This window comes from Streptomyces sp. LUP47B, assembly GCF_001746295.1.
Lineage (GTDB): Bacteria > Actinomycetota > Actinomycetes > Streptomycetales > Streptomycetaceae > Streptomyces.
The window spans coordinates 1-23,121 of the sequence record NZ_MJAH01000008.1 but is presented as its reverse complement, the minus strand read 5'-3'; the positions used below and the strand labels follow the sequence as shown (position 1 = coordinate 23,121).

At 72.3% G+C, this 23,121-nt stretch carries 23 protein-coding genes and 1 pseudogene; 14 read left to right on the top strand and 10 right to left on the bottom strand.

The window, feature by feature from the left end; translation table 11 throughout:
• The first annotated feature begins 18 nt into the window (after positions 1-18).
• Genes BFN33_RS24540 through mug form a run of 4 tightly spaced genes read left to right on the top strand, consistent with a single transcriptional unit; the run spans position 19 to position 3,205 of the window.
• Positions 19-792, top strand: coding sequence for an SGNH/GDSL hydrolase family protein (locus BFN33_RS24540; RefSeq protein ID WP_069762313.1), 774 nt, complete (start codon positions 19-21; stop codon positions 790-792).
• A 7-nt stretch (positions 793-799) separates the two neighbouring features.
• Positions 800-1,141, top strand: a complete 342-nt coding sequence (locus BFN33_RS24535) for a DUF4326 domain-containing protein (RefSeq protein ID WP_069762312.1) — start codon at positions 800-802, stop codon at positions 1,139-1,141.
• 59 nt (positions 1,142-1,200) lie between these two features.
• A complete protein-coding gene (gene purB, locus BFN33_RS24530; RefSeq protein WP_069762311.1) occupies positions 1,201-2,643 on the top strand; it encodes an adenylosuccinate lyase in 1,443 nt (480 codons plus the stop codon).
• Positions 2,644-2,656: 13 nt separating this feature from the next.
• Positions 2,657-3,205 (top strand): G/U mismatch-specific DNA glycosylase, encoded by a 549-nt coding sequence (gene mug / locus BFN33_RS24525; protein WP_069762310.1) that lies wholly within the window; start codon positions 2,657-2,659, stop codon positions 3,203-3,205.
• A 4-nt stretch (positions 3,206-3,209) separates the two neighbouring features.
• Here mug and BFN33_RS24520 read toward each other — a convergent pair whose 3' ends face one another.
• From BFN33_RS24520 to BFN33_RS24510, 3 genes are read right to left on the bottom strand one after another with little or no spacing between them, the layout of a single operon-like run.
• Positions 3,210-3,656 (bottom strand): hypothetical protein, encoded by a 447-nt coding sequence (locus BFN33_RS24520; protein WP_069762602.1) that lies wholly within the window; start codon positions 3,654-3,656, stop codon positions 3,210-3,212.
• Positions 3,657-3,714: 58 nt separating this feature from the next.
• Positions 3,715-4,461: an ABC transporter permease gene (locus BFN33_RS24515; RefSeq protein WP_069762309.1), complete on the bottom strand. Its 747-nt coding sequence runs from the start codon at positions 4,459-4,461 to the stop codon at positions 3,715-3,717.
• A 1-nt stretch (position 4,462) separates the two neighbouring features.
• Entirely contained in the window at positions 4,463-5,383 is a 921-nt protein-coding gene (locus BFN33_RS24510; RefSeq protein ID WP_069762308.1) for an ABC transporter ATP-binding protein, read from the bottom strand.
• A 108-nt stretch (positions 5,384-5,491) separates the two neighbouring features.
• Here BFN33_RS24510 and BFN33_RS24505 point away from each other — a divergent pair, with 108 nt between their 5' ends.
• From BFN33_RS24505 to BFN33_RS24495, 3 genes are all read left to right on the top strand, one after another.
• Complete coding sequence (locus BFN33_RS24505) at positions 5,492-6,661, top strand: sensor histidine kinase (protein ID WP_069762307.1); 1,170 nt, start codon at positions 5,492-5,494, stop codon at positions 6,659-6,661.
• Positions 6,662-6,675: 14 nt separating this feature from the next.
• The gene (locus BFN33_RS24500; protein WP_069762306.1) at positions 6,676-7,338 is read left to right on the top strand and encodes a response regulator transcription factor; all 663 of its coding nucleotides are present in this window, start codon (positions 6,676-6,678) and stop codon (positions 7,336-7,338) included.
• A gap of 85 nt (positions 7,339-7,423) precedes the next feature.
• Positions 7,424-8,581: an ROK family transcriptional regulator gene (locus tag BFN33_RS24495; protein WP_069762305.1), complete on the top strand. Its 1,158-nt coding sequence runs from the start codon at positions 7,424-7,426 to the stop codon at positions 8,579-8,581.
• A gap of 250 nt (positions 8,582-8,831) precedes the next feature.
• On the opposite strand, the gene BFN33_RS24490 is transcribed toward BFN33_RS24495, so the two are convergent.
• Entirely contained in the window at positions 8,832-9,593 is a 762-nt protein-coding gene (locus BFN33_RS24490; RefSeq protein WP_069762304.1) for a GntR family transcriptional regulator, read from the bottom strand.
• A gap of 167 nt (positions 9,594-9,760) precedes the next feature.
• Positions 9,761-10,645, bottom strand: coding sequence for an RNA polymerase sigma-70 factor (locus tag BFN33_RS24485; RefSeq protein WP_069762303.1), 885 nt, complete (start codon positions 10,643-10,645; stop codon positions 9,761-9,763).
• Positions 10,646-10,811: 166 nt separating this feature from the next.
• On the opposite strand from BFN33_RS24485, the gene BFN33_RS24480 reads away from it, so the two are divergent.
• Positions 10,812-11,642 (top strand): alpha/beta fold hydrolase, encoded by an 831-nt coding sequence (locus BFN33_RS24480; RefSeq protein ID WP_069762302.1) that lies wholly within the window; start codon positions 10,812-10,814, stop codon positions 11,640-11,642.
• A 93-nt stretch (positions 11,643-11,735) separates the two neighbouring features.
• On the opposite strand, the pseudogene BFN33_RS50165 reads toward BFN33_RS24480, so the two are convergent.
• Positions 11,736-12,521: pseudogene (locus tag BFN33_RS50165) on the bottom strand (DMT family transporter); the annotation flags it as partial.
• 47 nt (positions 12,522-12,568) lie between these two features.
• Here BFN33_RS50165 and BFN33_RS24475 point away from each other — a divergent pair.
• The 3 genes from BFN33_RS24475 to BFN33_RS24465 all read left to right on the top strand — a co-directional run bounded on the left by BFN33_RS24475 (position 12,569) and on the right by BFN33_RS24465 (position 17,307).
• The gene (locus tag BFN33_RS24475; protein WP_069762301.1) at positions 12,569-14,026 is read left to right on the top strand and encodes a PLP-dependent aminotransferase family protein; all 1,458 of its coding nucleotides are present in this window, start codon (positions 12,569-12,571) and stop codon (positions 14,024-14,026) included.
• 132 nt (positions 14,027-14,158) lie between these two features.
• The gene (locus BFN33_RS24470; protein WP_069762300.1) at positions 14,159-15,745 is read left to right on the top strand and encodes an alkaline phosphatase; all 1,587 of its coding nucleotides are present in this window, start codon (positions 14,159-14,161) and stop codon (positions 15,743-15,745) included.
• Positions 15,746-15,912: 167 nt separating this feature from the next.
• Entirely contained in the window at positions 15,913-17,307 is a 1,395-nt protein-coding gene (locus BFN33_RS24465) for a GNAT family N-acetyltransferase (protein ID WP_069762299.1), read from the top strand.
• On the opposite strand, the gene BFN33_RS24460 is transcribed toward BFN33_RS24465, so the two are convergent.
• Complete coding sequence (locus BFN33_RS24460; RefSeq protein ID WP_069762298.1) at positions 17,285-18,463, bottom strand: PLP-dependent aspartate aminotransferase family protein; 1,179 nt, start codon at positions 18,461-18,463, stop codon at positions 17,285-17,287. The genes BFN33_RS24465 and BFN33_RS24460 overlap by 23 nt on opposite strands.
• Before the next feature lie 60 nt (positions 18,464-18,523).
• Here BFN33_RS24460 and BFN33_RS24455 point away from each other — a divergent pair, with 60 nt between their 5' ends.
• Positions 18,524-19,018 carry an Lrp/AsnC family transcriptional regulator gene (locus BFN33_RS24455; RefSeq protein WP_057610572.1) on the top strand — a complete coding sequence of 165 codons (495 nt, stop codon included), beginning with the start codon at positions 18,524-18,526 and terminating at the stop codon, positions 19,016-19,018.
• Between the two features lie 33 nt (positions 19,019-19,051).
• A complete protein-coding gene (locus BFN33_RS24450) occupies positions 19,052-20,743 on the top strand; it encodes a DUF885 domain-containing protein (protein WP_069762601.1) in 1,692 nt (563 codons plus the stop codon).
• A gap of 93 nt (positions 20,744-20,836) precedes the next feature.
• Here the strand turns inward: BFN33_RS24450 and BFN33_RS24445 are convergent, their stop codons facing one another.
• Both BFN33_RS24445 and BFN33_RS24440 read right to left on the bottom strand, forming a co-directional pair.
• Positions 20,837-21,352, bottom strand: coding sequence for an immunity 21 family protein (locus BFN33_RS24445; protein ID WP_069762297.1), 516 nt, complete (start codon positions 21,350-21,352; stop codon positions 20,837-20,839).
• Between the two features lie 72 nt (positions 21,353-21,424).
• Complete coding sequence (locus tag BFN33_RS24440) at positions 21,425-21,910, bottom strand: rhodanese-like domain-containing protein (protein WP_069762600.1); 486 nt, start codon at positions 21,908-21,910, stop codon at positions 21,425-21,427.
• Positions 21,911-22,004: 94 nt separating this feature from the next.
• On the opposite strand from BFN33_RS24440, the gene BFN33_RS24435 reads away from it, so the two are divergent.
• Positions 22,005-22,451 (top strand): Lrp/AsnC family transcriptional regulator, encoded by a 447-nt coding sequence (locus tag BFN33_RS24435; RefSeq protein WP_069762296.1) that lies wholly within the window; start codon positions 22,005-22,007, stop codon positions 22,449-22,451.
• Positions 22,452-22,453: 2 nt separating this feature from the next.
• Here the strand turns inward: BFN33_RS24435 and BFN33_RS24430 are convergent.
• On the bottom strand, positions 22,454-23,121 hold a 668-nt coding region (locus BFN33_RS24430), incomplete at its 5' end, for an SbcC/MukB-like Walker B domain-containing protein (RefSeq protein ID WP_305144232.1).

The following is a 23,121-nucleotide window of genomic DNA, read 5'->3' as shown; positions in this document are numbered from 1 at the left end:
GTTACCATTTCTTCCGCCATGCAGACTAATCCCACTTACTCCAGCCTGGTCGCGGTCGGCGACTCCTTCACCGAGGGCATGTCGGACCTGCTGCCGGACGGCTCCTACCGGGGCTGGGCCGACCTTCTCGCCGGCCGGATGGCGGCCGTGACGCCCGGCTTCCGGTACGCCAACCTCGCGGTGCGCGGCAAGCTGATCCAGCAGATCGTCGACGAGCAGGTCGACGTGGCGGCGGCGATGCAGGCGGACGTGATCACACTGGTGGGCGGGCTCAACGACACCCTGCGGCCCAAGTGCGACATGGTCCGGGTCCGCGACCTGCTGACGGAGGCCGTGGAGCGGCTGGCCCCGTCCTGCAAGCAATTGGTGCTGATGCGCAGCCCCGGCCGCCAGGGCCCGGTCCTGGAGCGGTTCCGGCCGCGCATGGAGGAGCTGTTCACGGTCGTCGACGAGCTCGGCGCACGGCACGGCGCGGTGGTCGTCGACCTGTACGGCGCTCCCTCGCTCTCGGACCCGCGCCTGTGGGACGTGGACCGGCTGCATCTGACGGCCGAGGGCCATCGCCGTGTCGCCGAGGCCGTGTGGCAGACCCTCGGTTACGACCCCGAGGACACGGAGTGGCGTACGCCGGTCCCGGCGACGGTCCCGCCGAGGTGGGTCGCGCGGCGCGTCGCGGACGCCCGCTTCGCCAGGCAGCACCTGCTGCCGTGGATCGGCCGGCGGCTGACGGGGCGGTCCTCGGGCGACGGCCTGCCGCCGAAGCGGCCCGACCTGCGGTCCTACGAGCCTTAAGGACGCCGTGCACACGCGCGTGGTCAACGTCAGGGGCCGTATCCACGAGTACGGCCCCCGCCTCGAACACGCGCCCGCCGACCTGGTCTACGTCGGCCGACGCTGGACCATGGGCGGCTGGGACCTGCCGAAGCACCCGCTGTACAACCCCTTCGCCTACGACACCCCCGCGCGCCGCCGGGACGGCACGCGGGCCGAGGTCATGGTGAAGTACCGGGGGTATCTGCTGCAGCGGCCGGATCTGCTCGCCTTGGTGCCCGGCCTTCGTGGCAGGGCCCTGGCCTGCTGGTGCGCGCCCGAACCGTGTCACGCCGATGTGCTGGCGGAGCTCGCGGAAGACCTCTCGTAGGTTCCGACGAACGGGGCCCGGGCGCTGGCCTGCACGAATCGCCAGTAGAATCCGTCTACGTGACTTCCGCTCCCGCCAAGCCCCGCATCCCGAACGTCCTCGCCGGACGCTACGCCTCCGCCGAGCTCGCCACGCTCTGGTCGCCCGAGCAGAAGGTGAAGCTCGAGCGTCAGCTCTGGCTCGCCGTGCTGCGGGCCCAGAAGGACCTCGGGATCGAGGTGCCCGAAGAGGCGCTCGCCGACTACGAGCGGGTCCTGGACACCGTCGACCTGGCCTCCATCGCCGAGCGCGAGAAGGTCACGCGGCACGACGTGAAGGCGCGGATCGAGGAGTTCAACGACCTCGCCGGGCACGAGCAGGTCCACAAGGGCATGACCTCCCGGGACCTCACGGAGAACGTCGAGCAGCTCCAGATCCGGCTCTCCCTGGAACTGATCCGCGACCGCAGCGTGGCCGTCCTGGCGCGCCTCGGCAAGCTGGCCGGCGAGTACGGCGAGCTGGTCATGGCCGGCCGCTCCCACAACGTGGCCGCGCAGGCCACCACGCTCGGCAAGCGTTTCGCGACCGCGGCGGACGAGCTGCTCGTGGCCTACGGCCGGGTCGAGGAGCTGCTGGCCCGCTACCCGCTGCGCGGGATCAAGGGCCCGGTCGGTACCGCGCAGGACATGCTGGACCTGCTGGGCGGGGACGCCTCGAAGCTGGCGGAGCTGGAGCAGCGGATCGCCGGTCACCTGGGCTTCTCGCAGGCGTTCACCTCGGTCGGCCAGGTGTATCCGCGCTCCCTGGACTACGAGGTCGTCACCGCGCTGGTGCAGGTGGCGGCGGCCCCGTCGTCGCTGGCGAAGACGATCCGGCTGATGGCCGGGCACGAGCTGGTGACCGAGGGGTTCAAGCCGGGCCAGGTCGGCTCCTCCGCGATGCCGCACAAGATGAACACGCGGTCCTGCGAGCGCGTCAACGGCCTGATGGTCATCCTGCGTGGCTACGCCTCGATGACCGGCGAGCTGGCGGGCGACCAGTGGAACGAGGGTGACGTGTCCTGCTCGGTGGTGCGCCGGGTCGCGCTGCCGGACGCGTTCTTCGCTCTCGACGGTCTCCTGGAGACCTTCCTGACGGTCCTCGACGAGTTCGGCGCCTTCCCGGCCGTCGTCGCGCGCGAGCTGGACCGCTACCTGCCCTTCCTCGCCACCACCAAGGTGCTGATGGGCGCGGTGCGCGCGGGTGTCGGCCGTGAGGTCGCGCACGAGGCGATCAAGGAGAACGCCGTCGCCTCCGCCCTCGCGATGCGCGAGCAGGGCGCCGAGCGCAACGAACTCCTCGACAAGCTGGCCGCGGACGAGCATATTCCGCTCGACCGGGCCGCGCTGGACGCGCTCATGGCCGACAAGCTGTCCTTCACGGGAGCCGCCGCCGACCAGGTCGCCGCCGTCGTCGGCCGGATCGAGGAGATCGTCAAGCAGCATCCGGCCGCCGCGGGTTACGCGCCCGGTGCGATCCTCTGACACTCCGCACGCGATGACGCGCTTCACCCCCGAGGAGTTGGAGGCCGCCCGCGACCGGCTCGTACCGGACGTGGTCGCGGACGGTCTCCATGTGCTGTTCTGCGGCATCAACCCCGGTCTGCTGACGGCCGCGACGGGCCATCACTTCGCCCGGCCCGGGAACCGGTTCTGGCCGGTGCTCCATCGGTCCGGCTTCACACCGAGGCTCATGAAACCGGCCGAGCAGCAGGAGTTGCTGTCGTACGGGCTCGGGATCACCAATGTCGTGGCCCGGGCGTCCGCGCGGGCGGACGAGCTGAGCGCCGAGGAGTACCGGGAGGGCGGGCGGCTGCTGGCGGAGAAGGTGGCGCGGCTTCGGCCCCGCTGGCTGGCCGTGGTGGGGGTCACCGCCTATCGGGCGGCCTTCGACGACAGAAAAGCGAAGGTCGGGCCGCAGGAGCGGACGATCGGTGAGTCACGCGTGTGGGTCCTGCCGAATCCGAGTGGCCTCAACGCGCACTGGACGGCGGCGACGATGGCGGAGGAGTTCGCCCGGCTCCGGGTGGCGGCGGAGGGCGGCTAGCGGGTCAGACCGGGTCGATGTCCGAGGCCACGGCCAGGACGTGGACCTCGTCGGCGCTGTCCCGGTAGCCCACGCCGAGGGCGATCCAGCGGTCCGAGCCAGGGGGCTGCCAGAGGTCGAGGTCGTCCGTCATGACGCTCGTCGTGAACCAGGGCTCCGGTATCTCCTCGCCTCGGTCGAAGCGCAGCCTGAGCGTGCCCATGCCCCACGGCAGCTGCTGTCTGCCCCAGCGGTCGTCCAACTCCTGGGCTATACGGCTCTTGAGGGCGTAGAAGTCCCCCACGATCGCCATCCGCGGCGCCGCGGCGCCGTCCCGCATCCCATGGCTCACCTCTAACGACTCGATGCGGTAGCCGAGCCCCGACCGGTAGGCGTCCGACCCGCCGTCCGCCGCGGCCAGGTCGCGGGCGCACAGCGCGTCGATCGCGGCGAGGTACTTCGCACTGTCCATGTGATCCAGTAAACCGGCCGCCACTGACATTTGGCGGGGCGTCAGGCGACTTGTGGGGTCAGGCGTCCCGGCGACACAGGCTCCAGGCCCCCGCGGCCAGGGCGGCGGCGGCCCAAGCAGCCGTCACGGCGAGTCCCGTCCACGGTCCCAGAGGTCCGTCATGCGTCTCGTACAGGACGATCTGTCCCGCCCGGTCCGGCATGAAGTCGGTGGCCCCACCGGCCACATCGCCGATCACGAACGAGACGACCAGAATGAACGGGATCAGGAGCGAGAGCGCTGCCACCCCACTGCGCAGCGCCGCCGCGAGACCGGCCGCCAGCAGCGCCATCAGGGTGAGGTAGATCCCGCAGCCGACGACACCGCGTACTTGTTCACCGGTGCTGAGGCCGCTCGCCGCCTCACCCAGCCCGGCACGTGCCACCACGAGGGCGGCAAGGGCGGTCACCAGGCCGACCACGAGGGTGGCTACGGCGATGGCCGTCGCCTTCGCCGCGAACCACCGCCCCCGCCGCGGCACCGCGGCCAGCGACAGCCGGAGCCCACCCCCGTGGAACTCCGACGACACCGCCATGGCCCCGAAGGAGATGGCCGCGATCTGGCCCGGCGCGACCCCGGACAGCGCCATGAACAGCGGATCGAACTCGGGGTCCGAGGTCTCGGAGACCCCGGCGATCGCGGAGAACGCGGTGGTCGCCGCGAACAGGGCGAGCAGCGCGCCGAGGAGCGAGCGCAACGTACGGATCTTCAGCCACTCGGAGCGGAGGACGGGTGCGAAGGAGCGGGGGACGGGTGGGGACGACATGTCAGGCCTCCTGCGGCTGTGCGGTGAACTCTGTCTCGGTCGCGGTCAGATCCAGGTAGGCCTGCTCCAGAGTGGCTTCCTGTGTGGCCAGTTCGAGGAGTGGCACGCGCGCGGCGGAGACGATGGCGCCGATGTCGTCCACACGCGCGTGCTGCACGGTCCAGTGCCCGTCCTCGTGCTCCACGGCGTCGTGGCCGTGCCGGGCGAGGGCGCTTCTGAGGGCGGTGGGGTCCGTCGTGCGGATGCGGACGCCGGGCCGCACGCGTGCGTGGATGAACTCCCGCATCGGTGTGTCGGCGAGCAGGCGCCCCCGGCCCAGGACGACGAGATGGTCGGCGAAGGAGGCGGTCTCGTGCATGAGGTGGCTGGAGACCAGCACCGTGCGGCCCTCTCCGGCCAGTCGGCGCAGCAACTCGCGGATCCAGATGATGCCTTCGGGGTCGAGGCCGTTCGAGGGCTCGTCGAGCATGACCACACCGGGGTCGCCGAGCAGGGCGGCCGCGATGCCGAGCCGCTGCCGCATGCCCAGGGAGTACGTCTTCACCCGGCGCCTTGCGACCGAGGCCAGTCCCGTCCGCTCGAGCACCTCCTCGACCCGGCGGTCGGGGATGCGGTTGCTCGCCGCCAGCGTGCGCAGGTGGTCGCGGCCGGAGCGGGAGCCGTGCGCGGCCTGGGCGTCGAGCAGGGCGCCCACATGCCGCAGGGGTTCGTCGAGTGTGACGTAGGCGCGGCCGCCGATCGTGGCCGTCCCGGAGGTCGGGCGGTCGAGGCCGAGGACGAGTCGCATGGTGGTGGACTTTCCGGCGCCGTTGGGCCCGAGGAAGCCGGTGACACGGCCGGGCAGGACACGGAAGGTGACGTCGTCCACGGCTCGCCGGGTGCCGAACTCCTTGGTGAGGGCCTGGACTTCGATGCTGGTCATGGCAGCAGCCTGGCCGGTGCCGCGGCTGCGGGGCCTCCCCCGCGTGGGGAGATCGTCTCCCCCGTGCGGGGGAGGCTCGTTGTCGGTGGCGGCTGGCACGATGACCAAATGGTCCGCCTGCTGCGCCCGTTCGGTCGGGCGGTGACGTACACACGATGGCTGCATCTGTTCATCGCCGTCGTGTGGCCGGCCATGTGGCTGTTCGTCGAGGAAGCGTGGTGGATCTGGCCGGCGGCGGCCGCGACGCTCGCGCCCGCGGGGCTGGTGCCCGCGATGCGCACCGTGGAGGGGCTGCAGGCGAGGCTGCTGCTGACGGGGCACCGGCACAACAGCGAGAGCATGGACATCGTCGTCGCGCCGTCGGTGTCCTGGAGCGACCGGGGGCGGCTGGTCGTGTGGCTGGAGGCGCGTCTGCTGCTCGGCTACGCGACGGCGATGCTCAGCATGCAACTGCTCATCAGCACAGTGGACCTCGTGGCGTCGGCCTTCGGCCATGACGTCGACGAGGGCGTGCTGATCCTCCTCGACGGCCACCGGTGGTGGCACGTCCTGCTCGCGCCCCTGTCGCTGGCCGCGCTGGCGGCGACCGTGGTCGGTTCGGGCCGTCTGATCACCGCACTCGCGCTCCGGCTGCTGGGCCCCTCCCCCACCGAGCGGCTGGCCGCCATGGAGGAACGCACCGAGCAGCTCCTGGAGCGCACCCGTATCGCGCGGGAGCTGCACGACTCCATCGGGCACGCCCTGACCGTCGCCGTCGTCCAGGCGGGCGCCGCGCGGGCGGCCGGCGATCCCGCCTTCACGGACCGTGCCCTGGACGCCATCGAGGAGACAGGCCGGGCCGCGCTGGAGGACCTGGAGCGCGTCCTCGGCATCCTGCGCGAGTCCGGCAGGCCAGTGAGCGGCCGCCCGACGCTGACGGACGCCCACCGGCTCCTGGAGTCCGCGCGCGCGTCCGGAGCCAAGGTGGACGCCGAACTGACCGGGCCGGTGGACACCGTGCCCGGGCCGGTCTCCCGGGAGGGCTACCGGATCCTCCAGGAGTCGCTGACCAATGTGCTGCGGCACGCGGGGGCCGTCCCGGTCCGGATCCGTATCGAGGTCACGGACGAGGCCCTCGCCCTGGAGGTCCGCAATCCGCTGACGTCCGACATACCCGGCCCCGGGCGGGGCAGTGGGCTGCGCGGGATACGCGAACGGGCGGCTTTGCTCGGCGGCCGCGCGCACACCGGGCCCGACCGGGGCGACTGGCAGGTGCATGCCGAGCTGCCGCTCCGCTGATCTACGCTGACGGGATGCCGGTCACCGTTCTCCTCGTCGACGACGAACCCCTCGTACGCGCCGGTCTGCGGGCGGTGCTCGAGGCGCAGCCCGACATCGAGGTCGTCGGCGAGGCGGCCGACGGGGCGGCGGTGATCCCCCTCGTGCGGCAGCTGCGGCCCGACGTGGTCGCCATGGACGTACGGATGCCTCTGCTGGACGGCATCGAGGCCACGCGCGCGGTGCTGCGGACGGTCGAGGAGCCGCCGAAGATCCTGGTGGTGACGACGTTCGAGAACGACGAGTACGTGTACGAGGCACTGCGGGCCGGTGCCGACGGGTTTCTGCTGAAGCGGGCCCGGCCGGCCGAGATCGTGCACGCGGTGCGGCTGGTCGCCGAGGGTGAGTCGCTGCTCTTCCCCGCCTCGGTACGACAGCTGGCCGCCCAGTACGGCGAGGAGGGCGGCAACCGTGCCGCCCGCGCGGCGATGGAGCGGGCCCAGCTGACCGAGCGGGAGGCCGACGTGCTGCGCCTGATGGCGCGCGGTCTGTCCAACGCAGAGATCGCCGCGCGGTTGATCGTCGGCACCGAGACCGTGAAGTCGCACGTCAGCGCCGTCCTGGCGAAGCTGGGGGCGCGGGACCGTACGCAGGCGGTGATCGCGGCGTACGAATCGGGGTTCGTGGCGCCGGGGTGAAAGGCGAATCGGCCGGCAGGGCGCCAGGGCGGCGGAGCGACCTGTACCATCCGCCCCACACGCGCACGAGCTGGGAGGACGGACGTTGGGGCGACTGACCGGCGGGGATCCCTCTCTCCTGCGAAGAATCAATTCCGCGGTGGTGCTGCACGCGCTGCGCGCCACGGACTGCGCGACCCTGACCGAGATCACCCGGGTGACCGGTTTGTCCCGGCCGACGGTCGAGGGGGTCGTCGAGGGGCTCATCGAGAGCGGCCTGGTGGTCGAGAAGGCCGCGGACGAGAGCGTCGCCCGGCGGCAGGGACGGCCCGCGCGGCGGTTCCGGTTCCGGGCCGAGGCCGGGCACCTGCTGGGCCTGGACATCGGGCCGCACCGGGTCGCAGCACTCCTGTCCGACCTGGACGGCCGGGTGCTCGGCGCGGTGGCCAAGGACGTCGACGAGACGGCGTCCGCCGACGAACGTCTGGAGCGGCTGCGCATCGCGGTCGCCGAACTGCTGCGCCGGGCCGGGGTCGCGCGCGACTCGCTGTGGGCCGTGGGGGTCGCCTCGCCGGGCATCGTGGAGGCGGACGGGACCATACGGCTGTGCGCGGCGCTGCCCGAGTGGACGGGGCTGCGTCTCGGCGAGCGGCTGAGCCGTTCCTTCAAGTGCCCGGTGCTGGTGGAGAACGACGCCAACGCGGCCGCGGTCGCCGAGCACTGGAAGGGCTCCGCCACCGAGTCCGACGACGTGGTGTTCGTGCTGGCCGGGCTGAGCCCGGGGGCCGGTTCGCTGATCGGCGGGCGGTTGCACCGGGGGTACGGCGGGGCGGCCGGGGAGATCGGCGCGCTGCATCTGCTGGGCCGCGAGGTCACGCCCGAGACGCTGCTGTCCACCACGGACGAGCCTTTGCACCCGCTCGACGAGCAGGCGGTCGCCGCGGTCTTCGCACAGGCCCGGGAGGGCGACCAGCGGGCCCGGGCGGCCGTGGAGCGGTTCATCCAGCGGCTCGTCCACGACGTGGCGGCGCTCGTCCTGGCCCTGGACCCGGAACTCGTCGTGGTCGGCGGCTGGGCGGCCGGCCTGGACGGCGTACTGGAGCCGCTGCGGCGCGAGTTGGACCGCTACTGTCTGCGGCCGCCGAAGGTCACCCTGTCGCTCCTGGGCGAGGCGGCCGTGGCGACGGGTGCCCTGCGCCTGGCTCTCGACCATGTGGAGGAGCAGCTGTTCGCGGTGGAGGGCACGGTCACGGCGCGGCGCTAGGCCCTCTCGTTTGGATCAGCTCGGCGTCGCGGGCCCTGGCACGCACTCCCCCAGAGGGGGTGCCCCCGGCGGCGTTGTCGTCGGTCGCCGACGCTCCGCGTCGACTCCCTCCTCCGCCTTGCAGCTGCACGCACCAGACCCCGCTCGGGTCGGCCCGAAACGCACCGCTCCTCGTAGCCGACCTGATCCAAACGGGGGCAGGTGAAAGCGGGGGGCCCCCCGGACGGGGCCGGGGCCACCGCCGCTGTGCTCAGGAGGCCCGGCGCTCGGGGCCCTCGTGGATCTCCACCGCGCCGGAGTCCCCGAAGGTCAGCCGGCAGGTGTCCGCACGGTAGGTGGCCACCGAAATGGCCGCGGTGCGGCCCCCCGCCAGGTAGCGGGTGGTGACGACGAGGACCGGGGCCCCGGGCAGCCGGTCCAGCTCCTTCGCGTCGTCCGCGCGGGCCGAGCCGAGTTCGACGGCGTTCTCCCGGCTCTCCAGCTCCAGACGCTGCAGTTCGCGCAGCACGGCACGCGCGCGTGCCGCCCCGGACGGCGGGTCTATGGCGGAGAGCTCCGGCACCGACGCCTCGGGGATGTACAGCAGCTCGGCGGCGACGGGCTGGCCGTGGGTCATACGGGAGCGGCGCACGGTGTGCACCGGCTGTTCGCGGTCGGTCCCGAGGGCGTCCGCGACGGCCGCGGGCGGCACCGCGGCGGCACAGTCGACGGTCTGCCAGTCGTCTCCGGCCGCACCGGGCCAGGCGTGCTGCTCGGTGCCGACGGCCACGCCCACGCGCGGCGGCGCAACGGTCGTACCGACACCGCGGCGGCGCTGCAGCCTGCCTTCCAGCTCCAGCTGCTCCAGAGCCTGGCGGAGCGTGGCGCGGGCGACGCCGAAACGGGCGGCGAGATCGCGCTCGTTCGGCAGGATCTCGCCCACGGTGAATTCGGAGTCCAATGCCTCACTGAGCACCGTCTTGAGATGCCAGTACTTCGGTTCCGGCACCGTTTCCAGCTGCGTGGTCCCCACCCTGTCCTCCGCAATCGCCGTGGTCCGGCGGCGTTTTAGCGCCCTTGTTTATTAAAGGTTGTTGCACTTCTCTGCGACCATAGGGCGGCCCCCACCCTTGGTCAAGACCAATCCTCGATCCCCCGGGGGGCGCGCGGGCGTGATGCCACACAGCGTTAATGAGGCATTCAGGCAGCAGGCAGGGCACGCAGCTTGTCGGGGTTGCGGATGACGTAGACGGACTGGATACGGCCGTCCAGGATGTCCAGTTGGAAGACGGAGTCGGGCTTTCCGCCCGACAGGACGAGCACCGCCGGTCCACCGTTGAGCTCCAGGAAGCGCCACGTGATGTCCGGGACGCCCCTCTGGGCGACGCCTACGAGGAAGCGGCCCACGTGGTCCGCCGACTCCAGGACGCGCAGCGGCGCCTTGGACTTTCCGCCGCTGTCCCCGACGAGCCGGACGTCCGGGGCGAGCAGCGACATCAGCCCCTCCAGGTCGCCTCCCCCCGCGGCGGCGAGGAAACGCTCCGTCAGATCGCGGCGCCGGACCGGGTCGACCTCGTACCGCGGCCGTCGTTCCTCGACGTGTCTGCGGGCCCGCCCCGCGAGCTGCCGCACGGCGGGTTCGCCGCGGTCGAGCATGGCGGCGATGTCGGCGTAGGGGTAGCCGAAGGCCTCTCTGAGGACGAACACCGCCCGCTCCAGCGGTGACAGCGACTCCATGACGACCAGGACCGCGAGGGAGACCGAGTCGGCGAGGACGGCCTGTTCGGCGGTGTCGGGCACGGTGTCCCCGAAGTCGGTCGCATACGGCTCAGGGAGCCAGGGGCCGACGTACGTCTCACCGCGCGCCTTGACCTGGCGCAGCCGGTCGATCGCCAGACGCGTGGTGACGCGGACCAGGTAGGCGCGCGGTTCGCGCACCTCGCTCCGGTCGGCCGCCGACCAGCGCAGCCAGGCTTCCTGCACCACGTCCTCGGCGTCGGCGACGCGCCCGAGCATGCGGTAGGCGACTCCCATGAGGACGGGACGGTGTTCTTCGAAGATGTCGGTCTCGGTATCGGTGGCCACGGGTTCATCCCAACCCGGACGCCGGTTCGTGTCCAGGCGATTTGGGCGGGCGGCGGGTTCCCGGGGAAACGAGGGTCTACCCGCCAGTAGTAATTGCTGACAAGCTGTCTACAGCGCGTCCGCCGTGCGTCTGCCTCAGCCCGTGAGCCGCCGTCAAGGAGCCCTCATGTCCACCACCGTCTCCTTCAAAGTCCCCTCCGCCGAGGGGCCGCAGCCCGTGACCGTGTCCTACGAGCGCGTGGGCCGCGGTGAGCCGCTGCTCCTGCTGCACGGCATAGGTCACCACCGGCAGGCCTGGGACCCGGTGGTGGACATCCTGGCGACCGAGCGCGACGTGGTCGCCGTGGACCTGCCCGGGTTCGGGGCGTCGCCGGGGCTGCCCGAGGGGCTGTCGTACGACCTGGCCACCACGACGTCGGTGTTCGGTGCGTTCTGCGAGGCCCTGGAGCTGGACCGCCCGCACGTGGCGGGCAACTCGCTCGGCGGTCTGCTGGCCCTGGAACTCGGCCGCGAGCAGCTCGTACGATCCGTCACCGCGCTGTCTCCCGCCGGGTTCTGGTCGGCGGCCGAGCGGCGCTACGCGTTCGGGGTACTGCTTACGATGCGGCACATCTCCCGGCGGCTGCCGCTGCCGCTGGTCGAGCGGCTGTCGCGCAGCGCGGCCGGCCGCACGGTGCTCACGAGCACCATCTATGCGCGCCCGGGCCTGCGTTCACCCGAGGCCGTGGTCGCCGAGACGCTTGCCCTGGCGCAGGCCACGGGGTTCGACGCGACCCTCCGGGCCGGTACCGCCGTCCAGTTCGGCGACGACGTCCCGGGGCTGCCGGTCACGGTGGCCTGGGGCACCAGGGACATGCTGCTCGTGCGCCGGCAGGGGGTGCGGGCCAAGCACATCATTCCCCGGGCCCGGCTGGTGCGGCTGCCCGGCTGCGGCCACTGCCCGATGAACGACGACCCCGCTCTGGTCGCGCGCGTCATCCTCGACGGCAGCCGCTGAGTCCGTCCGCCGCCGGCTCAACGCCCCTGACCCGAGGGCGACTCCGGTGCCGACCAGGGCACTGCCCACGGCCTGGGCGACGCCGTAGGAACCCGTTCCGACAAGGGGCGCGGTACCGGCGGCCGCGACCGGGATGAGCCCGGAGAACAGCGTGGCGCGCTCCGCGCCGATCCGTTGCATGCCCATGTACCAGCACACGAACCCGACGACGGTGACGACCGCCGCCTGCCACAGCAGCGCGGCGGCCTCGGCGGTGTCGGGGCGGCGCAGCCACCCGGTGCCGTCCAGGAACAGTCCGACCACGGCCGCCTCGACGGCGGCGACCGCGCAGACCGTGGCGGACAACAGCCGTGGTCCCAGGGGCCGCAGCACGGGTACCGCGAGCACCGCGAAACCGACCTCACCGGCCAGCGCGCACACGGAGAAGGCGAGGCCCGTGCCGTCCGTACGGCCCCAGCCCTGCACGGCGAAGGCGCCCAGGGCGACGAGCGACGCGCCGCGAAGGACACGGGGCCGGGGTTGGCGTCCGTCGAGCAGCGGCACGAGTACGGCCACCAGCACGGGAGCACAGCCCACGAAGACGCCCGGGACGGCCGGTTCCGCGGTGCGTTCGGCGGCGATGACGGCGAGGTTGAAGCCGACCATGCCCACGGCGGCGAGAAGCGCGAGACGGGTCCACTGACGGGGCCCGAGTGCCCGCAGCCGTACCGCGGCGCCGCTCGCGGCCGGCGGAACGAGCAACAGCGCGGCGAGGCCGTAGCGCAGGAACTGGCCGCCCGCGTACGGGTAGTCGCCGAGCAGGCTGTTGGCGGTGAAGGACGCTCCGACGAGGACGCAGGCGAACGTGGCGAGGAGGGAACCGCGCGTGGTGGTGTTCATGGCAGTGACGCTAGGAAGGGTGGCGGTCCGGTTTAAGGTCCATTCCCATGACGTCATCGCGGACCAATCCGGAGGGAGGGCCGGGCGTATCGGAATCCGCCGGGTCGCCCGCCTGGGAGCTGCTCCTGCCCGCCGTCTCCGCGCCGGCCCGCACGCGTGGCCGTTCCCTGCAGGCGGCGCTGCGGGAGGCGGTGCGGTCCGGACGGCTCGTGCCGGGGACGCGGCTGCCGTCGAGCCGGGATCTGGCGGCCGACCTCGGTGTGTCGCGCGGGCTGGTCACCGAGGCGTACGAGCAGCTGACGGCGGAGGGTTATCTGCGCAGCGGCCGGGGTGCGGGCACCTGGGTCGGCGGTGCCGTGCGGGCCGCGCACCCACGCGCGCGTGACCTGGCCCCGCGCACTGCGGGCACCCGCGCCGACTTCGTGGCCGGGACGCCCGACCTGTCGTTGTTCCCCCGCACCGCCTGGGCCACGGCACACCGCGGTGTGCTGGCGGAACTGCCGCACCAGGACCTCGGTTATCCCGACCCGCGCGGGCTGCCCCGGCTGCGCGCAGCCCTGGCCGAGCTGCTGGCCCGCCGTAGGGGCGTGGTCGCGGATCCGGAGCGGATCGTGGTCGTCTCCGGTGTGGCGCAGGCGACGACACTGCTCGGATTCGCGCTCCACGCGCGCGGGTTGCCGACGGTCGGCGTGGAGGATCCCGGGAGCCCGCAGCACGACGCCCTGTACGCGGCGGCGGGCGTCGCCACCGTCCCGGTACCGCTGGACGAGGACGGAATCTCCATCGGTCAGCTGCACGACTCGGGCGTGCGTGCCGTGGTCACGACGCCCTCCCACCAGTTCCCCACCGGCATCGCCTACTCCGCGCGGCGCCGCGCGGAACTGCTCGACTGGGCGCGGTCCGTCGACGGATTCGTCCTGGAGGACGACTACGACGGCGACTTCCGCTACGACCGGGCCCCCGTCGGCGCGCTCCAGGGGCTCGACCCGGACCGGGTGGCCTACGCGGGATCGGTCAGCAAGTCCCTCGCGCCCGGACTGCGGCTCGGCTGGCTGCTGGTGCCGGAGGCGCTGGCCGACGAGGTCGTCGAGCGGAAGCGGACCATCGACCTCGGTCATCCCACGATCGACCAGGCGCTGTTCGCCCGGTTCGTGGAGCGCGGCGACTACGACCGCCAACTGCGCCGCTGCCAGCGTGCCTACCGGGAGCGGCGCGACGCGCTGGTCTCCGCGCTGGACGAGCACCTCCCCGGCACGGAGGTGTCCGGGATCGCCGCCGGGCTGCATGTCATCGCCACGCTGCCGCACCGCTACGGCCCCCAGGTCAGGCTCCTCGCGCGCCTGGCGGCGGCCGGGGTGGCCGTCCGCCCGCTGACGGACTACGCACACGCGCGTGCCGAGGCCGACGAGGAGCGGGGTGTGCGGCTGGTCCTCGGTTACGCGCACCTGTCCGAGACGCGGATCCGGGACGGCGTACGCCTGATGGCCGAGGCCGCCCGCGACTGACCCGCACCCTTTCGCACACGGGTTCCCTTGTTCCCGCGGTCAGTTGTTCACTCGGGGTTTGCGTGTGCGCTGCGGTGTCCCAGTAGTTCTGGCATCGCACACCGGCCGGATCCCGTCCTTGGAGGCGCATCGATGTCACACCGTCCGTTCCCCGGCCGCCGCAGCGTGCTGCGCGGCTCCCTGGCCGCGTCGGCCGCCCTCACCCTGCCCGCGATCTCCGGAGCCGCACCGGCCTTCGCCCTCTCCGGGCGTCCCGGGGCGGGCTGGGGGGTGCAGACGGGAGACGTGACCGCCGGCTCCGGCCTGGTGTGGGTGCGTTCCGACCGTCCGGCCCGGATGATCGTGGAGACGTCGGCGACCGAGTCGTTCCGCAACGCCCGCAGATGGCACGGCCCGCTGCTCGGCGCGGACACCGACTTCACCGGTACGACCCGGCTGCGCGGTCTGCCGTCGGGCGAGCAGATCCACTACCGGGTGCTGCTGGCCGACCCTGACGACCCGCGCCGCACCGGCGAGCCGGTCGCCGGCACCTTCCGCACGGTGTCCCCCAAGCGCCGTGACGGGGTGCGCTTCCTGTGGTCCGGCGACCTCGCCGGGCAGGGCTGGGGCATCAACCCGGACTTCGGCGGTTACACCATCTACCGGGCGATGGCCGAGCTCGACCCGGACTTCTTCCTGTGCAGCGGTGACAACATCTACGCCGACGGCCCGATCCCGGCGACGGCCGCCCTGCCCGACGGCAGCACCTGGCGGAACATCACCACCGAGGAGAAGTCCAAGGTGGCCGAGACCCTGGCCGAGTTCCGCGGCAACTTCCGCTACAACCTGCTCGACCACAACCTCCGGGCCTTCAACGCCCAGGTGCCGTCCGTCATCCAGTGGGACGACCACGAGGTGCGCAACAACTGGTACCCGGGCCAGACGATCCTCGACTCCGACGCCCGCTACACCGAGAAGAGCGTCGACGTCCTCGCGGGCCGGGCCCGGCGCGCGTTCAGCGAGTACTTCCCGATCTCCACGCTGCGGCCCGGGGCGCGGGACGGCCGGGTGTACCGGGTGCTGCGCCAGGGGCCGCTGCTCGACGTGTTCGTGCTGGACATGCGGACGTACCGCAACGCCAACTCGCCCGACGACCAGACCGTGGACCCGCAGGGCATCCTCGGCCGGGAGCAGCTGGAATGGCTCAAGCGGGAGCTGTCGCGTTCGAAGGCGGTGTGGAAGGTGATCGCCTCCGACATGCCGCTCGGCCTGGTCGTGCCCGACGCCACGGAGGGCAGGGCGAACATCGAGGCGGTGGCGCAGGGCGACCCGGGCGCCCCGCTCGGACGTGAGCTGCAGATCGCCGAGCTGCTGCGGTACATCAAGCACCGGAAGATCACCGGCACGGTGTGGCTGACCGCCGATGTCCACCACACCTCGGCCCAGCACTACCAGCCGTCGCGGGCCGCGTTCACCGACTTCGAGCCGTTCTGGGAGTTCGTCTCGGGTCCGCTGAACGCGGGTGCCTTCCCGGCCAGCGCGCTCGACGCCACCTTCGGCCCCGAGCGGGTGTTCGTGAAGGCGCCGACCGCCTCGAACGTCTCCCCCGCGGGCGGCTACCAGTTCTTCGGCGAGGTCGACATCGACGGCCACAGCGGTGAGCTGACGGTGCGTCTGCGCGAGCAGGACGGCACGGTGCTGTTCACGCGGGTGCTCCAGCCCGGCCGGGTGGGTCAGTAACCGTCGGCATCGCTCATGACTGAACAGTTGAAAAACGCACAAAGAGTGCAGAATCACACTTTACCGATCAGTCACAATGCGTTCGTGATCACGCAACACCGTTCCTCCACAGTGGCTGCATGACTCGAGACATGTCTGATGTGACCCGTGCAAAACACGGTCGCCCCGTGCACCACTGGCGGCGCGACGTGATCGAACTCGCGGCCCTGTTCACGGCCGTCGCGGTGGCCGACACCGTGGCGAACCTGATCGGGCACGGCCCCGACGGCACCGCGCTGCTGGTGATCTCGGCGGTGACCCTGGCCGCCACGGCCGGATTCCACACATGGTGGGCACGCCGCCACGGTCACGCGCCTCCGACGGGTGATACCGGCACCCGGCCGCTCCCCCACGGGGAGCAGGCCGGGCCGTCCGACCAGCCGTCGCGCACCTCGGACCCCGTGGCCGCGGAGAGCACGCTGTGGCGGATGCGCACCACGGTGAAGGACGCGCCGGGCTCACTGGCCGCCCTCTGCACGGCCCTCGCCGCACACCGGGTCGACATCCTCAGCCTGCAGACCCACCCGCTGGCCGAGGGCACGGTCGACGAGTTCCTGCTGCGTGCCCCCGGTGTGCTGGAGGGCGCCGAGATCACCCGGTCCGTCGCGCTGGCCGGCGGCGCCGACACCTGGATCGAGCGGGCCGACACGCACGATCTGGTGGACGCACCGACCCGGGTGCTGGGCCTCGCCACCCGGACCGCGCTGGACGCGGCGGAACTGCCGCTGGCGCTGCGGCAGTTGCTGGGCCGGTGCACGATCCGGTCCTTGCCGGCCGTCGCGGTGGGAGGCGGTCGCGGCCCGGAGAGTGTGCCCGTGGAAGGAGCTCTGGAGGACACCGTGATGCGGTTGCGGGCGCCGGAAGGCGGAGTGATCACCGTGGAACGGCCGTATCTGCCGTTCACACCGACGGAGTTCGCCCGGGCCCGGGCCCTGGTAGAGCTGGACGCCCGGCTGGGTCCGCTGGTGCCGCGCAGCCAGGACGTGCTGACGCTGCCGGAAGGCCACGACATCACCGTGCGCCGGGCCGACACCGGGGACCTGGAAGCAGCGGTGGCGATGCACGAGCGGTGCTCGCCGCGGACGTTGACCATGCGCTACCACGGGCCCGTCGGTGACGCCGACCGCTATCTCAACCACCTGCTCAGTCCGCGGTTCGGCCGCACCCTCGCGGTGCAGACCGCGTCGGGGCGGATCGTGGGGCTCGGGCATCTGCTGTGGGACGGTGACGAGACCGAGGTGGCGCTGCTCGTCGAGGACGGGTGGCAGCGGCGCGGGATCGGCGCGGAGTTGCTGGAGCGGCTGGTGGCGCTGGCTGTCGAGGCCGGGTGCGAGAGCGTGTACGCCGTGACCCAGTCGTCCAACACGGGCATGGTCGCCGCGATGCGGGGGCTGGGCCTCCCCCTCGACTATCAGATCGAGGAGGGGACCCTGGTGATCACCGCGCGAATCGCTCCGCAGGGAGAGCCGGAGCCTGCTGTGGGTGGCGGGGAGCCGCAGGTCAATACCGCCCCGCGGCCCTGACGGGGCACTCCAGAGCGGTGTCCAGATCCGTCCACAGGTCCTCCACGTCCTCCAGGCCCACCGACAGACGGAGCAATCGGTCACTCACGCCCGCACCCCTGCGGTCCTCCGCGTCCACGATGCGGTGACTGATCGACGCCGGGTGCTGAATGAGGGTGTCCACGCTGCCCAGGCTCACCGCCGGGGTGATCAGGCGAACCCGCTCGATCACCCCGTGCGGGTCGCCGTCGACCTCGAAGGCGATCATCGCGCCGCCGATGCGCGGGTAGTGGACTCGGGTGACGCGGGGGTCGGCCGCCAGGCGGTGGGCGAGTTCGGCGGCGTTCGCGGAGGCCGCCCGCACCCGTACGGGAAGAGTCGCGAGACCGCGCAGCAGCAGGTAGCCGGCGAGGGGGTGCAGGACGCCGCCCGTCGCGAAGCGGACCTGCCGCAGGTGCCCGGCGAACTCCTCGTCGCAGGCCACCACGCCCGCCATCACGTCCCCGTGGCCGCCGAGGTACTTGGTGGCGCTGTGCAGCACCAGGCGGGCGCCGTGTTCCGCCGGGCGCTGGAGCACTGGCGTGGCGAAGGTGTTGTCCGCGAGGAGGGGCACCGAACCGCAGGAGTGGGCCAGGGCCCGCAGGTCGATTTCGGCGAGCGTGGGGTTGGCCGGGGATTCGACCAGAACCAGGCCCGTGTCCGGGCGCAGGGCGTCGGCGACCCCCGCCGGGTCGGTCCAGGTGACCTCCGTGCCGAGCAGTCCCGCGGTCAGCAGGTGGTCGCTGCAGCCGTACAAAGGGCGTACGGCGACTACGTGGCGCAGGCCCAGGGAGGCCCGTACGAGAAGGACGGCCGTGAGCGCCGCCATGCCGCTGGCGAAGGCGACCGCGGCCTCGGTCCTCTCCAGCCGGGCCAGGGCGGTCTCGAAGCGGGCGACGGTGGGGTTGCCGAGGCGTGCGTACACGGGCGGGCCGTCCGGCTCGGCGCCGGTCGCCGCGAAGGCGTCGATGCGGGCGGCCTCGCCGCGGCTGTCGTAGGACGGGTAGGTCGTCGACAGGTCGATGGGCGGGGCGTGCAGTCCCTGCCGGGCGAGGTCGTCGCGGCCTGCGTGGACGGCCTCGGTGGCCAGTGCTCTGAGCGGCGTACGAGAGACGGTGGCGGTGCGCGCTGAGTCCATGCCCGCAAGAGTGAACACCGACCGGCGTTCTCGGTCCGAACCCCGTGCTACGTTCGGCCAATGGCCGAATCTGTCGTACTGGACCCGGTGGACCTGCATCTGCTGCGGCTGTTGCAGAACGACGCCCGGACCACCTACCGCGACCTCGCCGCGCAGGTCGGTGTCGCGCCGTCGACGTGCCTTGACCGGGTGACCCGGCTGCGCCGCTCGGGCGTCATCCTCGGTCATCAGCTGCGGCTGGATCCGGGGAAGCTGGGCCGGGGCCTCGAAGCGCTGCTGTCGGTGCAGGTCAGGCCGCATCGACGGGAGCTGGTGGGGCCGTTCGTGGAGCGCATCAGGGCGCTGCCGGAGTCGCGGACCGTCTTCCATCTGACCGGCCCCGACGACTATCTCGTGCATGTGGCCGTGGCGGACATGACGGATCTGCAGCGGCTGGTGCTGGACGAGTTCACGTCGCGGCGTGAGGTGGCCCGGGTGGAGACCCGGTTGATCTTCCAGCAGTGGGAGTGCGGACCCCTGCTGCCGCCTGCCACGCCGACAGCGGAATCGGGGTGACTCCCGCGAGGTCCCCGTATGAGGATGGACCGCATGTCTGAGACTCAGAGCCCGCTGCCCCGTCAGGTCGCCGACGCCTACGTCGACGAGCTCATCGCCCTCGATCCGATCACCGGCACCTACCTGGGTGTGAAGGACAGTTCGAGCAAGCTTCCCGATACCTCGCCGGCGGGCCAGGAGGCGCTCGCGGAGCTCCAGCGGGCCACGCTCGCGAAGCTCGACGAGGCCGAGCGGCAGCCCGGCGCGGACAGCGACAGCGAGCGGCGGTGCGGTCGGCTGCTGCGGGAGCGTCTGACGGCCGAACTCGCCGTGCACGAGGCCGACGAGGGGCTGCGCGCTGTCGGCAACATGGCCACGCCGGCCCACTCCATCCGTGAGGTCTTCTCCGTGACCCCCACGGAGACGGAGGCGGACTGGGCGGCGATCGCCGAGCGGCTGCGGGCGGTGCCGACCGCGTACGCGGGCTACCGCGAGTCCCTCGCGCTCGGTCTGGAGCGCAAGCTGCACGCGGCGCCGCGTCCCACCGCCACCTTCGTCGAGCAGCTCACCGAGTGGGCGGACACCGACGGCAACGGCCGTGGCTGGTTCGAGGACTTCGTCTCGGCGGGCCCCGAGACGCTGCGCGCGGAGCTGGACGAGGCCGCCCGCGCGGCGACCGCCTCGGTGGTGGAGCTGCGCGACTGGATGCGGGACGTGTACACGCCGGCGATCGAGGGCGCGTCGAACACGGTGGGCCGGGAGCGGTACGCCCGCTGGGCGCGCTACTTCAACGGCACGGACCTCGACCTGGACGAGGCGTACGCGTACGGCTGGTCCGAGTACCACCGGCTGCTCGCCGAGATGAAGCAGGAGGCCGAGAAGATCCTGCCCGGCGCCGGGACGCCCTGGGTGGCGCTCGCCCACCTCGACGAGCACGGCAAGCACATCGAGGGGGTCGACGAGGTCCGCGACTGGCTCCAGGGCCTGATGGACCAGGCGATCGACTCGCTCGACGGCACCCACTTCGAACTCGCCGAGCGGGTACGGAAGGTGGAGTCCTGCATCGCGCCGCCCGGTGGTGCGGCGGCGCCGTACTACACGCCCCCGTCGGAGGACTTCTCGCGTCCCGGCCGCACCTGGCTGCCGACCATGGGCCAGACCCGTTTCCCGGTCTACGACCTCGTCTCCACCTGGTACCACGAAGGCGTCCCCGGCCATCACCTCCAGCTCGCCCAGTGGGCCCATGTCGCGGAGAACCTCTCCCGCTACCAGGCGGCGGTGGGCGGGGTCAGCGCCAACGCCGAGGGCTGGGCGCTGTACGCGGAACGGCTGATGGACGAACTGGGCTTCCTCACGGACCCGGAGCAGCGGCTCGGCTATCTCGACGCGCAGATGATGCGGGCCGCCCGTGTCATCGTCGACATCGGCATGCATCTGGAGCTGGAGATCCCGGCGGACTCCCCCTTCCACCCGGGCGAGCGCTGGACCCCCGAGCTGGCACAGGAGTTCTTCGGCGCGCACAGCAGCCGTCCGGCGGACTTCGTGGAGAGCGAGCTGACCCGCTATCTCACGATCCCCGGCCAGGCGATCGGCTACAAGCTGGGCGAGCGGGCCTGGCTGCTGGGCAGGGAGAAGGCCCGGCAACGGCACGGCGACGCCTTCGACCTGAAGGCCTGGCACATGGCGGCGCTGTCGCAGGGCTCTCTGGGCCTGGACGACCTGGTGGACGAGCTGGCTCGGCTCTGACGCTCGGGATCAGGTGACCGGCTCGGACCCAAGGCCCGAGTCGGTCACCGGCCGCAGCCGTTCATCCGTCGGCGTCGCGCACGTGAACGGCTCTCAGTCCGGGAGCCGGCGCAGCTGGACGAGACCCAGCCAGGTCTCCGGGCCGGGCCGTACGTTGGCGGCGCGTACCGCGTACCGGCCGGGAGCGAGCGAGACCTTCAAGTGGTCGGTGTTCACGGAGTCGTTGCCGGGCCAGGCCGCGTCGAAGAGGACGACCGGGCCGGGTACCGACCAGTTCACCTCGTCCTCCCAGGCGGCCGTGGCAAGGGCGGCGGGGACTTCGGCGAGGAGTTCGTCCTCGGAGTCGGCGGCGCACCACCGTACGAAAGTGTCGTGGTCGGGGAGGTAGGAGGTCGAGGCGGGCTCGTCCCCGAGGACCAGGGCGGCGGCGTCGCCGACCGGCAACAGGCCCACGCAGCCGTCCACTTCACAGGCCCGGTCGTAGTCGGAGGCCGTCTCGTCGCCGTCGGCGCCCGCCCAGAACGGCAGCACCGTCTCCGGCACCGCTATGAGCGGGCCGCCGCCCGACTCGACCCACTCCACCGCGCCCGGCTCCGCGTATCGCACCATGCGCCAGAACCTACACGCACCGGAACCTCAGGGTTGCACCTGCACAGGAACCGCACCGGAAATCGCCAGGCCTCAGCAGCCGCAGTCGTCCGAGCCGGCCGGGGCGGTCAACGGGTCGGCGGTGCGCCGCTCGCGGCCCTCCCAGGTCTCGAACTCGAAGCCCTCGCGCACCCAGTACTCGAAGCCGCCGAGCATCTCCTTGACCTGGTAGCCGAGTTCGGCGAGGGCGAGCGCGGCGCGGGTGGCGCCGTTGCAGCCCGGGCCCCAGCAGTACGTCACGACGGGCACGGACCTGTCGAGGAGTTGTCCGGCCCGCTCGGGGACGAGTGCGGTGGGCAGGTGGACCGCACCCGGGATGTGGCCCTGGTCCCAGGCGTCGGTGGAGCGGGAGTCGAGGACGACGAAGCCGGGGTCGCCGTCGGCGGCGAGCGCGGCGGCGACGTCGGACACGTCGGCGTGGAAGACGAGACTGGCCCGGAAGTGAGCGGCGGCCTCGGCCGGGGTGGCGGGGGCGACGCGCAGAACGGGGTTCAGGGTGAACGAGTCGGTTGTCGTCATGGCCGGAAATATACGGTTGGCGATCGACCACCTGAAGGGGAATTCCACGGCGTGCACCTTGCTCGGCCGGGGATTCCCCTGGTATTCCTCGGGCATGACCGTGTATTCCCCGGACGCCACCGACTGGCGCATCCTCGACGTCCTCCAGCGGGAGGGCCGGGCGACTTTCGCCGAGCTCGCCCGGGCCGTGTCGATGTCCGCGAGCGCGGTCACCGAGCGGGTGCGGCGGCTGGAGGAGGCGGGGGTCATCCAGGGGTACGCCGCCGTCGTCGACCCCGACCGGCTGGGTCTGCCGATCCTGGCGTTCGTCCGCCTGCGGTACCCCAACGGCAACTACAAGCCCTTCCACGACCTGGTCGCCGTGACGCCCGAGATCCTGGAGGCGCACCACGTGACCGGCGACGACTGCTTCGTCATCAAGGTGGCCGCCCGCTCGATGCGTCACCTGGAGGAGGTGTCGGGCAGGATCGGCACGCTGGGCTCGGTGACCACGAGCGTCGTCTACTCCTCCCCGCTCCCCCGGCGGCCCCTGGGGCGCTGACCTCAGCCGCCGCCCCGCTGTCTCAGCACCGACCCCGAGCGCCCCTTCACGACCTCCAGCTGGGCGTGGATCCGCCGGCGCAGGTCGGCCACATGGCTCACGATGCCAACGCTGCGGTCGCGTTCCCGCAGTGAGTCCAGGACGTCGAGGACCTCGTCCAGGGTCTGGTCGTCGAGGCTGCCGAAGCCCTCGTCGATGAAGAGGGTGTCCAGCCGGACCCCGCCGGCCTCGTCGGTGACGACGTCCGCGAGGCCGAGGGCCAGGGCGAGGGAGGCGAAGAAGGTCTCGCCGCCCGACAGGGTCGCGGTGTCCCGCTCGCGTCCGGTCCAGGCGTCGACGACGTGCAGTCCGAGTCCGCTGCGGCCGCGTCCGGTGCGGTCGTCGGAGTGGACGAGGGTGTAGCGGCCGGAGGACATGCGTTGCAGGCGCGCGGTCGCGGCGGCCGCCACCTGCTCCAGGCGGGCCGCGAGCACATAGGCCTCCAGCCGCATCTTGCGTTCGTTGTCCGCGGAGGTGCCCGCGGCGAGCGCGGACAGCCGGGCCACCCGGTCGTACTCCTCGCGCAGCGGCGCCAGCCGCCTGAGGCCGGTGGCCGAGCGGGCGGAGAGCCGGTCGAGTTCGGCGCAGCGCCGGGCGGCCGCGTCGCGCGCGGAGGCGGCCTCGCGGACCC